This window comes from Microbacterium sp. zg.Y909 (assembly GCF_024626565.1).
Genome location: NZ_JANJFJ010000022.1, coordinates 1 through 12032, shown reverse-complemented (window position 1 = coordinate 12032; position 12032 = coordinate 1). Strand labels below are relative to the sequence as shown.

Here is a 12032-nt window from a genome sequence, read left to right as displayed (position 1 = left end):
CCCCACACCGAGGCCCCGCCCCCGCGGGGGGGGGGCCCGCCGACGGGGCCCCCCCCCACTGCGCATTCCGACGAGCAGAGGGACCGATGACAGCGATCCAGACCGCCCTGGCCAGACTGCGGCGCGCCGACGGACCCCTGACGGCGGATGCGGGCGAGGACCCCGTCGCCCGGGAGGTGGATGCCGCCGGCATCCGCTTCGTCGCCATCGGCGGTGGCCTCGAGGAGCGCTGGCGCCAGGCCTGGCGAGAGCTGCGCGCGTGCATCGCTCCCCTCGGCGGCGCCGCACCGCTTCTTCACGAGGGCGGCGTCTACCACGGCGCGTGGCTGGAGAGCACGGCCACGATCAACGCCGAGATACTCGACCGCTTCGCCCCCTCGGTGACCCGCGCCACCCACCTCGCCTTCGCCGATGCCCAGCGCTCCGACGGATTGCTGCCGTACAAGGTCACCGCCGACGGCCCGGCCTTCACCCAGATCCAGACCGTCACGCCGCTGGCGCGGTGCGTGTGGAATCACTATCTGCTCACCGGTCGCGACCGCGACTACCTCGCCCGCATGCACGAGGCGATGGTGCGAAACGACGCGTGGCTGGCCGCCCACCGCGACACCCGCGGCACCGGCGGCGTCGAGGCCTTCTGCACCTACGACACCGGCCACGACCTGTCGCCGCGCTTCTGGCACATGCCCGAGCGCTGTCATCGGGGGGATGCCGCTGCCTTCGATCCCGGCGTGCCACTGCTGCCGCTGGTCGCCCCCGACCTCACCGCGAACGTCGCCTGTCAGCGGGAGCATCTCGCTCTCATCGCGGCGGAGCTCGGCCAGGATCCTGCGCCCTGGCGCGAGAAGGCGGCGGCGTCGCGCGCCGCACTGCACGCCCAGTGCCACGTGGACGGCGTGTTCTACGACCGCGCCGCCGACGGCAGCCATGTGCGGGTCGACTCCGACGTGCTGCTGCGGGTGCTCGCCTGCGAGATCGGTGACGACGACGACTTCGCCGCGGCGCTCGAGGACCATCTCATGAACACGCGTCGCTTCCTGTCGCCGGCGGGCTTCACATCCATCGCGATGGATGACCCGCGCTTCGACGGCGACCACACCCGGAACTCCTGGGCGGGTCCGGTGAACGCCCTGACGCTGCTGCGCGCCGCGCACGCGTTCGAGCACCACGGCCGCGTCGCCGAGCTCGCTCTCACGCACGAGCCGATGCTGGCGGCGATGGCCGGTCATGACCGGTTCGCCCAGTGCTACGACCCGACCACCGCCGACGCCGGCTACACCGAGGTGTACTCTCCGTCGATCCTGTGGCTGCTGGACGCGCTCGAGCGCGACGCCGGCATCCTCCCCCGCCCCGACGGCGAGGTGTGGCTGAGCGGGCTGACCCCGACTCGGCTCGCCCACGGCCAGGCAGCGGCGGCGACGGGTGCCGCACGCACCGTGGCGGGGGTGCGCTACGAGCTCGTCGGCGACGACGAGGCGATCGAGGTGCACCGTGACGGCGTGCCGTGGCTGGGTTTCCCGCGCGGCTGGCGGGTCGTGCTCGATCCCCACGGCGGGGTCACGGCGGTCGTCGGCTTGGCGGCCGGCCCGGTCGCCGGCATCCTGCGCGTCGGCGATGACGAGATCCCCCTCGCCCTCGCGCCGAATGAACGCGTCGCGCTGGCCGGCGGGCGCGTGGGCGCCCGCACAGCACCGGGCTTCACTCCGCCTCGGTTCTGAGCGCGGCGGCCCCTGCGGTCGCCCCGGGTGCGGTGCTCCCCTGTCACAGGTTGTCGCCTCACGGCCCGAACAGCGACATATTGCGACAGGCGAGCAGCCGCCGGAGAGCCGCGGGGTCAGCCGCGCAGGTGCTCGCGCAGCACGGCGGAGAGCCCCGCGCGCTCATCGCACGCGTCGAAGCGGAAGGATGCCGCCAGCTGGCGGGCCCGCTCGGGATCGATTCCGCGGAACCGGTCGGCGAACTCCGCCGCCAGCGGCTCGGCGAAGAGGATGTGCCGCACCAGCACTGCGATGTGCGGCTGTCGGCCCCACGGATACGGCCGGTAGTCGGGGAACTCGCGGTCGAACAGCGCGTCGATGGGGTCGAGCACGTCGCGGACGCCGGCATCCGACCCGCCCCACGAGTCGACGCCCAGACGCCGCTTCTTGTCCACGACCTCGCCCACCAGGTCGAGATACGGGCTGTCCGCGCGCGCCGAGACGAGGCCCTGCAGGCCGATGTCCTTGTAGGTCCACAGCGCCCAGCTCGCGCCGTGCTCGCGGTAGATCTCCAGCTGATCGCGCAGCAGCTGCAGCCGCCAGGTGTCCTGCGTACGGTCGTCGGAGTACACCGGGCCGAACTCGCCGATCCAGATGGGGGTGCCGGTGCGGCGCATGTACTCGGTGCGTCGCAGGAAGGTCTCTTCGACCACGGAGCGGTCGAAGTACTCCCCGCGCGTGACCCCCGGGTACGCCGTCGCGCTCGTGATGCCCGGCAGCGCGTAGTCGTGCGCCGTGTAGACGGTGTTGGCCATGGGCTCGGACCGGGCATCGAGGAAGGAGAAGTCCGTCGAATACCGGTTGCCGTCGAGGAAGAGGATGTGGCGGGGGTCGATCGCGCGGATGGCGGCCTCGAGGCGCTCGTAGAACGCGGGCAGCGCTTCGCCGCTCGGATCACTCGGCTCGTTGATCGGGTTGAACCCCGCGATCTCGGGACGGTCCTTGTACCGGTCCGCGAGCGCTTCCCACAGGTGTACGACACGGTCCTGGAAGTGACGCTGGTTCCAGAACTCGGCGATGTGAGTCGGGTTGTCGCTGTGCCAGTGCTGGTTCTGTCGCCCGGGGAGCGCGTGCAGGTCGAGGATCGAGTAGATGCCGTGCTCGCCGAGCAGGCGCACGACGCGGTCGAGGCGCGCGAAGCCCTCCTCCTTCAGCTCGAAGGGCGCGTCGTCGTCCTCGAAGTGCCGGTAGTTGAAGGGGATGCGGACGCTGTTGATGCCGAGGGACGCCAGGTGCGCGGCATCCGCCTCGTCGAAGAAGTCGCGTGAGAACGCGTCGAAGAACGCGTCGTATGCCTCACTCCCCATGCGGCCGCGCAGGAGCCGGCGCATCGTGCCCTCATCCCCGGGGTAGCCCGTGATGAAGTTCTCCATGTTCATCCAGCCGCCGAGCCCCACCCCGGCCAGCCGCACGGGCGTACCTGCGGTGTCGACGAGGTCGGTTTTGGAGACGGAGAGGAAGTCGAGGGTGGTCACGGCGCTCCTTCGGGTCGTGTGCGGGTCCAGACTACAAGAAACCGCTTTCACCGGAGCTGGCAACGCAGGCAGGGGCACGACGGGCGGCGGAGACGCAGTGTGGGGAAACCGCTTTCACTCTCTTAGGATGGTGCTGAACCGTGGCGACGACGCCCGTGTCCAGGAGGGGAGCCCGATGGCCAAGACAGGCGCGACGACGATCGCCGACGTGGCCGACCACGCGGGGGTGTCGCCGGCGACGGTGTCTCGCGTGATGAACGGTCGCTTCCTGGGACAGCCGGAGATCGGGGAGCGGGTACGCGCGTCGGCCGCGCAGTTGAACTACTCCCCCAACCACCTGGCGCGCAGCTTCGCGCTGGGAAAGACCAAGGCGATCGCCTTCCTCGTGCCCGACCTCGCCAATCCTGCCTTCCAGACGGTGCTGGCGGGGTTGAGCAAGGCGGCCGCCACCGACGGCTACCGCGTGCTCGTGGCGGACTCGGCCGAATCCGCGGCCGACGAGCCTGTTCTCGCCGCCGAGGTGCGCAGCCGGTGCGACGCCATCGTGCTGTGCGCCCCGCGCATGAGCGAGGACGACCTCGAACGGGCGACCGAGACGCTCGGGCCCGTGGTGCTGATGAACCGCTCGAGTCCGAGGGTGACGGCACCGACGCTGTCGGTGGACTCGAGGGCCGGGTTCGAGTTGATCGCGCAGCACCTCTACGGGCTGGGGCATCGCCGGCTGGTGTACGTCGCCGGGCCGGAGGGCGTCGCGAACGCCAACCGCATCAAAGGGCTCGGCGACTTCGCCGAGACGGTGGGCGACGTCACGATCACCCACGTCGCCGGGGGTGCGGGCAGCGAGGACGGGCTCGCGGCCGTGGACGCTGTGGCATCCTCGGGCGCGACGGCGGCGCTGGCGTTCAACGACCTGGTCGCGGTCGGGCTCGTGCACGGGCTCGTGGAGCGCGGCATCCGGGTGCCCGACGACGTATCGGTGACGGGCTTCGACGACATCCCGTTCGCGCGGTTCCTGTCGCCGTCGCTGACGACCGCCTCGGTGCCGCACGACGTGCTCGGCACGCTCGCGTGGGCGCGCATGCAGGCCCTCATGGCCGGGATGCCGCCCGAGCACAACGTCGTCTTCCAGCCCCGCCTGGAGGTGCGTCGCTCGACCGCCCCTCCCCGCGCTGCCGAGTGAGTATTCGCGTTCCCGAGTGAGTACTCGCGCTGAATACTCACTCAACGGCACGAATACTCACTCGACGGCGAATGCAAGCCCTGTACGGCGGGATGCCGCGGCGCATACCGTGGCGGCATGAACCAGGATCGCGATAGCGCACGGGAGCCCATCGACGAGGACGCACCGCTCGGGGGTGACGAGGGCACCGAGGACCAGCTCCAGGCCGACAACCCGGCCGAGGAGGAGACGCTCAAGACCCTCGACCCCGACAGCCCCGCGTCCTGACATGGCATGACATGACGTGACAAAAGGCCCGCCCGGACGGATCCGGACGGGCCCTGCCACGATGACTCAGAAGTCGAAGTCGCCGATGTTCTCCGCATCGAACACGAACGGGTCGCCGAGCAGCACGCCGCCGTCCGCGCCGACCTCGAACGAGCCGAGCTTGCCCGCCTCGAACGTGTCGCCCTCGTCACCGGCGATCTCACCGGTGACCAGCGCCTGCGTGGCGAAGGCGGCGAGGTAGCCGAGGTCGGCCGGGTTCCACAGCGCGAACGCCGTCACGGTGCCGTCCTCGACGTATTCGCGCATCTGGTTCGGCGTGCCGAGGCCGGTCAGCGCGACCTTGCCCTTGAACTCCGACGTCGACAGGTAGCGCGCCGCGGCGGCGATCCCGACGGTGGTCGGCGACACGATGCCCTTCAGCTCGGGGTACGTCTGCAGCAGCGCCGCCGTGCGGTCGAACGACGTCTGGTCGTCGTCGTCGCCGTAGACGACCTGCACCAGCTCGATGTCGGGGTGGCTGGCGGCCAGCTCCTCCTCCATCAGCTCGATCCAGGCGTTCTGGTTGGTCGCGTTGGCCGAAGCCGAGAGGATCGCGATCTGTCCCGAGCCGCCGATCTGCTCCGCGATCAGGTCCACCTGCACCTGGGCGATGCCGTCGGAGGTCGCCTGGTTGATGAACAGGTCACGGCATTCGGGGTTGGTGTCCGAGTCGAAGGTGACCACCTTGACACCGGCCGACCGCGCCTCGTCGAGCGCGTCGCAGATCGCCTCTGGGTCGTTGGCCGACACGATGAGACCACCGACGCCCTGCTGCGCCGCGGTCTGGATGTAGCTGACCTGCGACGTCGGCGACGCCTCGCTGGGCCCGACCTCGTCAAACGTGCCGCCGAACTCGGCCACGGCTTCCTCGGCCCCGCCGGTCGAGGTGTCGAAGTACGGGTTGCCGAGGTTCTTCGGCAGCATCGTGATCGACACCTCGGCATCCTCACCGCCACCTCCGTCGCCGCTGCCGCCGTCACCTCCGCCGGAGCATCCTGCGGCGGCGAGCGTGACGCCCAGGGCGAGGGCGGCGGCGATTCCTGCGCGCCGCGTGCGCTTCATTGCGAACATCTGTGTTTCCTTCCGTGGTGCGAGGTTCTCGCGGGTGTGTTCAGGTAAGGGGTCTCGAGGGCGGGCTCCGGTGGATGCCGCGCCGCACGCGTGTCAGTCGGCTGGGCCGCGGGCGGCGGCACGCTCGGCGGCACGCAGCCCTCGGCGGCGCCCGACGGCGGCGGTGCGGCGTGCGTGCGCCCAGGCCAGCACGCTGGCCGAGACGACCGAGACGATCAGCAGCACGCCGGTGATGACGTTGATGATGTCGCTGGTGACCCCGGCGAGCCGCAGCGCGCTGCCGAGGGTCCCGATCAGCAGTACGCCCGCGATGACGCCGTGGAGGGCCCCGCGTCCGCCGAAGATCGACACTCCGCCCAGCAGCACCGCGGCGATGACCTGCAGTTCCATCCCCATCGCGTTGTCGCCGCGGGCGTTGGAGTACAGCAGCGTGAAATACACACCCGCGAAGCCCGAGACCGTCCCCGACATCACGAAGAGCAGGAACTTCGCCCGCCCGACGTCGATGCCGGAGAAGTGCGCGGCCTCCTTGTTCAGACCGATGGCGTAGAGCGACCGGCCGAACGGGGTGAAGTGCAGCAGCACCGCGAACGCGATCGCGAGCACGACGAACGGCACGACGATCACGGGGATCGGGGTGCCCGGGATGTTCGCCTTGGCGAGGTCGGTCCACCCCTCGGGGAAGTCGGTGACGGCGGTGGTGCCCAAGAGCCCCACGGCGATGCCTCGGAACAGCGCCAGGGTGCCGATCGTGACGGCGAGGGACGGCAGGCCGACGACGGTGACGAGGAACCCGTTGAGCGCTCCCGCCAGGGCGCCGACGACGATCGCCAGCGCCGCCGCGAGCACAAACGGCACGCCGGCCTGGGTGAGGATGCCGGTCATCACGCTGGCGAGGCCGACGACGGATGCCACCGACAGGTCGATCTCCTCGGTGATGATGATGAGCGTCATGGGCAGCGCGATCAGCAGGATCGGCGCGACGTCGCGCAGCAGGTAGGTCACCGTCAGCGGGCTGTCGAAGTTGCGCACCGTCAGCAGCGCGACGACGACCACGAGCAGCAGGATGCCGATGATCGCCGATTCCCGGGTGAGCAGCACGCGGCGCCAGGCAGGGCGCGCGTGCGGCGCGTACAGCCGCACGGGGACGGTCTCGGTCGCGGTGGTCATCGGGCCTCCTCCCGTTGGGCGACGAGTCTTCGGTGCTGGCGCACGGCGAGCACACGGTCGAGCACGATCGATCCGATGATCAGCACGCCCACGACGGCGCGCTGCCAGAAGTCGTCGATGCCGAGGATGGGCAGCGCGCGGTTGATCGTCAGCAGCAGGAAGGCTCCGATCGCCGCACCCCAGACCGTGCCGACGCCACCGGAGATGGCGACGCCGCCGATGACGGCCGCGCCGATCGCCTGCAGCTCCCACCCCGTGCCGGCGGCAGAGCTCACCGTGCCGTAACGGGCGGCGTAGAGCACGCCGGCGAGTCCCGACAGCGCCCCGGACACCACGAATGCGGTGATGATGCGGCTGCTGACCTTCAGTCCGTAGAGGTGCGCGGCCGAGGGGTCCGAGCCGATGGCGTAGAACTCGCGCCCACCCCGCCTGTTGCGCAGGTACCAGGCCGCCGCGATCAGCACGGCGACGGCGATGACGGTGAGCACCGGGATCCCGATCACCTGCTGGGTGCCGAGGCCGCGGAAGTCCCGCGGCAGGTCCGACGCGTTGATGCGGTCCGACCCCGTCCACGCGACGTTGAGGCCGCGGTAGACGTACATCGTGCCGAGGGTGATCACGAGCGCCGGCACCTTGGCCCAGGCGACGAGCACTCCGTTGATCGCACCCAGCAGTCCGCCGAGCAGGATGCCGCCGAAGAAGACCGCGACCATCGGGATGCCGGGGGTGTCGATGAAGAGCCGACCGGTCAGATAGGCGGTGAGCCCGACGATCGATCCGACCGACAGGTCGACGCTGCGCGTGATGATGACGAACGCCTGGCCCACGGCCACGAGCAGCAGCAGCGACGGAGTCAGCAGCAGGTCGCGGAAGCCGTCGCCGGAGAAGACGAACCCGGGGTTCGCCGCCGTCGCGGCCACGATGACGACGACGAGCGCCAGCGCGATGCCTGTCTCGCGGGCGCGGGCGACGCGGCGCACGACGGCCACTGCGGTGTCTCCGGCGGATGCCGCGCGGGTCACGGTGGCGCTCATGCCGCCGCCTCCGCTGCGGCATCCGATGTCGCCGCGAACATGATGGCCTCGGGTGTCGCCTCCCGGCGGGAGAACTCCCCGGTGAGGCGCCCCTCCCTCATGACGAGCACGCGGTCGGCCATCCCCAGCACCTCCGGTAGCTCGGACGAGATCATGAGGATCGCGATCCCCTGCTGCGCGAGTTCGCTGAGCAGCCGGTGCACCTCGGATTTGGTGCCGACATCGATGCCGCGGGTGGGCTCGTCGACGATCAGCACGGTCGGCTCGGTGGCGAGCCACTTGCTCAGCACCACCTTCTGCTGGTTGCCGCCCGAGAGGGTGCCGGCCTCGGTGTCCAGGGCGGCGGCCTTCACTTCGAGGCGGCTCGCCCACAGCTTGGCCGCCCGGTTCTCCGCCCCCGTCCAGATGAGGCCCCACCGGGCCAGGCGCGAACGGATGGCGAGGGTGATGTTGCGCGAGACGGTGTCGTCGAGCACGAGCCCCTGCCGCCGGCGGTCCTCCGGCACCAGCGCGATGCCGCGGGCGATCGCCACACGCGGGTTCGCCGAGGGAAGGGGGGCGCCGTGCAGCATGACCGATCCGCTCTCGTACGCGTCGACGCCGAAGACGGCGCGGGCGACCTCGCTCCTGCCTGCGCCCACGAGGCCGGCCAGGCCGACGATCTCGCCGGCGCGCAATTGGAACGAGATGTCGCGGAACACCCCGGGGCGGGTGAGCCCGCGCACGTCCAGCACGACCTCACCGACCTCGGCGGGGAGCTTGGGGTACAGGTCGGTGACGTCGCGCCCGACCATCTGGCGCACGAGCTCGTCGACCGTGGTGTCGGCGATGGCCGTGGTGTCGACGTACGAGCCGTCGCGCATGACCGTGACGGTGTCGCACAGGGCGAACACCTCGTCGAACCGGTGGGAGATGAACAGCAGCGCCCTGCCTTCATCGCGCAGGCTCCGCGCCACCGCGAAGAGCCGCTCGACCTCCACACCCGACAGCGCGGCAGTCGGCTCGTCCATGATGAGCACCCTGGCATCCAGCGAGATGGCCTTCGCGATCTCGATGATCTGCTGATCGGCGATCGACAGGCCCTCGGTGATGCGGTCGGGGTCGAGCGCGACGCCGAGCCGCGCGAAGAGCCGCTCGGTCTCGTCGCGCATCGCCTTGCGGTCGATGCGGCCGAGGCGGGTAACGGGCTGGCGGCCCATGAAGATGTTCTCGGTGACGGAGAGATCGGGGAAGAGCGTCGGCTCCTGGTAGATCACGGCGATGCCTGCCGCCTTGGACTGCGCGGTGCTGCCGAAGTCGACCGGCTCACCGTCGAGCAGCACGTCGCCCGAATCGCGCCGGTAGAGCCCGGCGATGATCTTCACCAGCGTGGACTTGCCGGCGCCGTTCTCGCCGATGAGGGCGTGGATCGAGCCGAAGTCCAGGGTGAGGCTGCCCGAGCGCAGCGCCACGACGGCGCCGAACGACTTCACCACTCGCCGGAGGACGAGAGCGTGGCGCGCCGTCGGGTCGGCTTCGGATGCCATGGCGATCCTCTCCATCGAGGTTGCGGGGTCCGGAATTCCTGAATCGATTCAGGGGAGTTCAGGCTACTGTATGAACCTCAGGGCACCGGGGTCAAGAGGCGTCGGACCGGTGACCGAATCGTGACCCCGACGACGGAGTGGGAGGACGCGATGCCGGTGAGCATCCGCGATGTGGCGCTGCGCGCGGGCGTCTCCGTGGGCACCGTCTCCAATGTCCTCAACCGTCCGGGCGAGGTGTCCGCCGAATCGGTGCACCGGGTGACCCAGGCGATCGAGGAGCTCGGGTACGTGCGCAACGACGCCGCCCGCAAGCTCCGGGCCGGGGTCAGCACGACGGTGGGATTCGTCGTGCTCGACGGGCAGAACCCGTTCTACACCGACGTCGTGAGGGGCGCCGAGGACGAGGCGGCACGCCACGGCATCGCGATCCTCTACGGCAACACCGACGAGGATCCGGCGCGGGAGAAGGTCTACCTCGACCTCTTCCAGGAGCAGCAGGTGCGCGGGCTCCTGATCGCCCCCTACGGCGACATCACCGCGCGCCTGCAGCGGCTGCGCTCCGGCGGCATCCCGGCCGTGCTCGTCGACCGCTTCAGCGCCGACGCGCGGTTCTCGTCGGTGTCGGTCGACAGCGTCGCGGGCGGCCGACTGGCCGTCGAGCACCTCATCGCGGGCGGGCGGCGGCGCATCGCTTTCGTCGGCGGGCCGTTCGACATGCGTCAGGTCAACGATCGGCTCGCCGGCGCCCGCGCGGCCTCCGACAACGCCGGGGTGCGGGTGGGTCTGGAAGTCATCCCGACGTCCGGCATGACCGTCGAGGAGGGGGTCGCCGCCGGCGCCCGGGTGCTGGCGCGGCCGCGTCGAGAGTGGCCCGACGCCCTCTTCGCGGCGAACGACCTGCTCGCGCTCGGGCTGTTGCAGTCGCTCGTGGTCGACGGGCGCGCCGTCGTGCCGGGCGACATCGCGCTGATCGGGTTCGACGACATCCCGTTCGCCGCCGCGGCGGCGGTGCCGCTGTCATCGATCCGGCAGCCCAGCCGCATCATCGGGCGTACCGCGCTGCGCGTGCTGCTCGAGGAGGCCGCCGACCCCGAGAGTGTGCCCCGGCAGACGGTGTTCCCGCCCGAGCTTGTCGTGCGGGCGTCCACGGCGGGACGCTGAGCGCCGCGCGGCCACGAATACTCACTCGACGCCGCGAGTACTCACTCGGGCACGCGAATACCCACTCGCGAGCGGCGGTCAGGCCTCGCGGGTGATCGTCACCTGCACGTGCAGATCGCTCGTCAGCGCGCCGGCGTAGACGCCGCGCAGCGGCGGGACGTCGTTGTAATCACGCCCGCGGCCGACCAGCACGTGCCGCTCGCCGATGTCGACGTTGTTGGTCGGGTCGAACCCGTGCCAGTCGCCGGCGAACCACTCCACCCACGCGTGGGACTCCCCCACCACGGCCACGCCGACCTCGGCATCGGGGTCGGGGTGCAGATATCCCGAGACGTAGCGGGCAGGGATCCCCACCGCCCGCAGCGCGCCGAGGGTGATGTGGGCCATGTCCTGGCACACCCCCGAGCGCTTCTCCCACGACTCCGCTGCGGTGGAGTGGACGCCCGTGCTCCCGTACACGTATTCGACGGCGTTGCCCACGGCCACCGCGATCGCGCGGGCGGCCTGCCCGGGGTTGTCGTGCTCCTGCACGATCGTGCGGGCCAGCTCCATCACCTCTGGGTGGGGTGCGGTGCGCGGCGTCTGCGCGAGCATCTCCACGGTCGTGATCGACCGCTGGGCCTCGACGGCGAGGTCCTCCCAGGCCATGTCGGAGTTCTCCATCGGCCGCGGACGCACCTCGACCAGCGAGCGGGCGGTGATGCCGAGAGCGGTGTGACCCGAGAGCACATCGAACGATGCGACGCGCGTGCCGAAGTAGTCGACGTACTGGTTGACGCTCGTCGACGGCTCGATGTCGAGCGACGAGCTCAGCACGAACTGGTTCTCGGTCGACACCGGCAGCATGCGGGCCTCGTTGTACGACGCCGACACCTCTCCCGGGTACGCGAATCCGGTGGTGTGCTCGATCCGCAGGCGCATCATGAGATCTCTCCGATCCAGCTGGGCTCGGCCTGCGTCGGGAAGAACCGCTGGCGGATGGCCTCGGACGCTTCGCGGGTGACCGTCTGCACCCGCTCCATGTGCTCGGGCAGCTCACCGAGGATGTCGGTGATCGGGCTGTACTCGAGGTCGTTGCGGATGCGGCCGAGCGCCCGCAGCACCGCGTTGGAGTGGCCGACGCGGTCGGCGCGGGGGTCGATCGCGCTCATGCACTCCTCGGCCCGCTGGATCGAGTAGATGATCGACCGCGGGAACAGCCGGTCCAGCAGCAGGAACTCCGCCGCGTTGCGCGAGCTCGGCATGCCGCGGTAGGTGCGCACGTACGCCTCGTACGCGCCGCACGAGCGCAGGATGGTCGTCCACGACGGTCCGGATGCCTCGGTCAGCGACCGCGTCGCGAGCATGCGGGC

11 protein-coding genes are annotated in these 12032 nt (G+C 70.6%); 4 read left to right on the top strand and 7 right to left on the bottom strand.

Going from position 1 to position 12032, the window contains the following annotated elements:
- The first annotated feature begins 86 nt into the window (after positions 1–86).
- Positions 87–1718 carry an MGH1-like glycoside hydrolase domain-containing protein gene (locus NQ160_RS03535; RefSeq protein ID WP_257513860.1) on the top strand — a complete coding sequence of 544 codons (1632 nt, stop codon included), beginning with the start codon at positions 87–89 and terminating at the stop codon, positions 1716–1718.
- Positions 1719–1834: 116 nt separating this feature from the next.
- Here NQ160_RS03535 and NQ160_RS03530 read toward each other — a convergent pair whose 3' ends face one another.
- On the bottom strand, positions 1835–3232 hold the full coding sequence (locus NQ160_RS03530; RefSeq protein WP_257513859.1) for a glycoside hydrolase family 5 protein: 1398 nt from the start codon (positions 3230–3232) through the stop codon (positions 1835–1837).
- A gap of 175 nt (positions 3233–3407) precedes the next feature.
- Here NQ160_RS03530 and NQ160_RS03525 point away from each other — a divergent pair, with 175 nt between their 5' ends.
- Positions 3408–4412, top strand: a complete 1005-nt coding sequence (locus NQ160_RS03525; protein WP_257513858.1) for a LacI family DNA-binding transcriptional regulator — start codon at positions 3408–3410, stop codon at positions 4410–4412.
- Between the two features lie 117 nt (positions 4413–4529).
- Positions 4530–4679: a hypothetical protein gene (locus NQ160_RS03520; protein ID WP_257513857.1), complete on the top strand. Its 150-nt coding sequence runs from the start codon at positions 4530–4532 to the stop codon at positions 4677–4679.
- 66 nt (positions 4680–4745) lie between these two features.
- Here the strand turns inward: NQ160_RS03520 and rhaS are convergent, their stop codons facing one another.
- The 4 genes from rhaS to NQ160_RS03500 all read right to left on the bottom strand — a co-directional run bounded on the left by rhaS (position 4746) and on the right by NQ160_RS03500 (position 9519).
- Positions 4746–5789 carry a rhamnose ABC transporter substrate-binding protein gene (rhaS, locus tag NQ160_RS03515; RefSeq protein WP_257513856.1) on the bottom strand — a complete coding sequence of 348 codons (1044 nt, stop codon included), beginning with the start codon at positions 5787–5789 and terminating at the stop codon, positions 4746–4748.
- Positions 5790–5882: 93 nt separating this feature from the next.
- Positions 5883–6959 carry an ABC transporter permease gene (locus NQ160_RS03510; RefSeq protein WP_257513855.1) on the bottom strand — a complete coding sequence of 359 codons (1077 nt, stop codon included), beginning with the start codon at positions 6957–6959 and terminating at the stop codon, positions 5883–5885.
- Positions 6956–7993, bottom strand: a complete 1038-nt coding sequence (locus NQ160_RS03505) for an ABC transporter permease (protein ID WP_257513854.1) — start codon at positions 7991–7993, stop codon at positions 6956–6958. The genes NQ160_RS03510 and NQ160_RS03505 overlap by 4 nt, the downstream gene beginning before the upstream one ends.
- Entirely contained in the window at positions 7990–9519 is a 1530-nt protein-coding gene (locus NQ160_RS03500) for a sugar ABC transporter ATP-binding protein (RefSeq protein WP_257513853.1), read from the bottom strand. The genes NQ160_RS03505 and NQ160_RS03500 overlap by 4 nt, the downstream gene beginning before the upstream one ends.
- A 150-nt stretch (positions 9520–9669) precedes the next feature.
- Here NQ160_RS03500 and NQ160_RS03495 point away from each other — a divergent pair, with 150 nt between their 5' ends.
- Positions 9670–10680: a LacI family DNA-binding transcriptional regulator gene (locus NQ160_RS03495; RefSeq protein WP_257513861.1), complete on the top strand. Its 1011-nt coding sequence runs from the start codon at positions 9670–9672 to the stop codon at positions 10678–10680.
- A gap of 78 nt (positions 10681–10758) precedes the next feature.
- On the opposite strand, the gene NQ160_RS03490 is transcribed toward NQ160_RS03495, so the two are convergent.
- Positions 10759–11604, bottom strand: coding sequence for a transglutaminase family protein (locus NQ160_RS03490; RefSeq protein WP_257513852.1), 846 nt, complete (start codon positions 11602–11604; stop codon positions 10759–10761).
- The coding region (locus tag NQ160_RS03485; protein WP_257513662.1) for an alpha-E domain-containing protein at positions 11601–12032 on the bottom strand (432 nt) is incomplete at its 5' end. The genes NQ160_RS03485 and NQ160_RS03490, both read right to left, overlap by 4 nt.

Bases quoted from the DNA above. Each gene is read 5' to 3' on its own strand.
- NQ160_RS03520 (WP_257513857.1), top strand. From the start codon at position 4,530: ATGAACCAGGATCGCGATAGCGCACGGGAGCCCATCGACGAGGACGCA.
- NQ160_RS03525 (WP_257513858.1), top strand. From the start codon at position 3,408: ATGGCCAAGACAGGCGCGACGACGATCGCCGACGTGGCCGACCACGCG.
- rhaS (WP_257513856.1), bottom strand. From the start codon at position 5,789: ATGTTCGCAATGAAGCGCACGCGGCGCGCAGGAATCGCCGCCGCCCTC.
- NQ160_RS03500 (WP_257513853.1), bottom strand. From the start codon at position 9,519: ATGGCATCCGAAGCCGACCCGACGGCGCGCCACGCTCTCGTCCTCCGG.
- NQ160_RS03510 (WP_257513855.1), bottom strand. From the start codon at position 6,959: ATGACCACCGCGACCGAGACCGTCCCCGTGCGGCTGTACGCGCCGCAC.
- NQ160_RS03505 (WP_257513854.1), bottom strand. From the start codon at position 7,993: ATGAGCGCCACCGTGACCCGCGCGGCATCCGCCGGAGACACCGCAGTG.
- NQ160_RS03490 (WP_257513852.1), bottom strand. From the start codon at position 11,604: ATGATGCGCCTGCGGATCGAGCACACCACCGGATTCGCGTACCCGGGA.
- NQ160_RS03495 (WP_257513861.1), top strand. From the start codon at position 9,670: ATGCCGGTGAGCATCCGCGATGTGGCGCTGCGCGCGGGCGTCTCCGTG.
- NQ160_RS03535 (WP_257513860.1), top strand. From the start codon at position 87: ATGACAGCGATCCAGACCGCCCTGGCCAGACTGCGGCGCGCCGACGGA.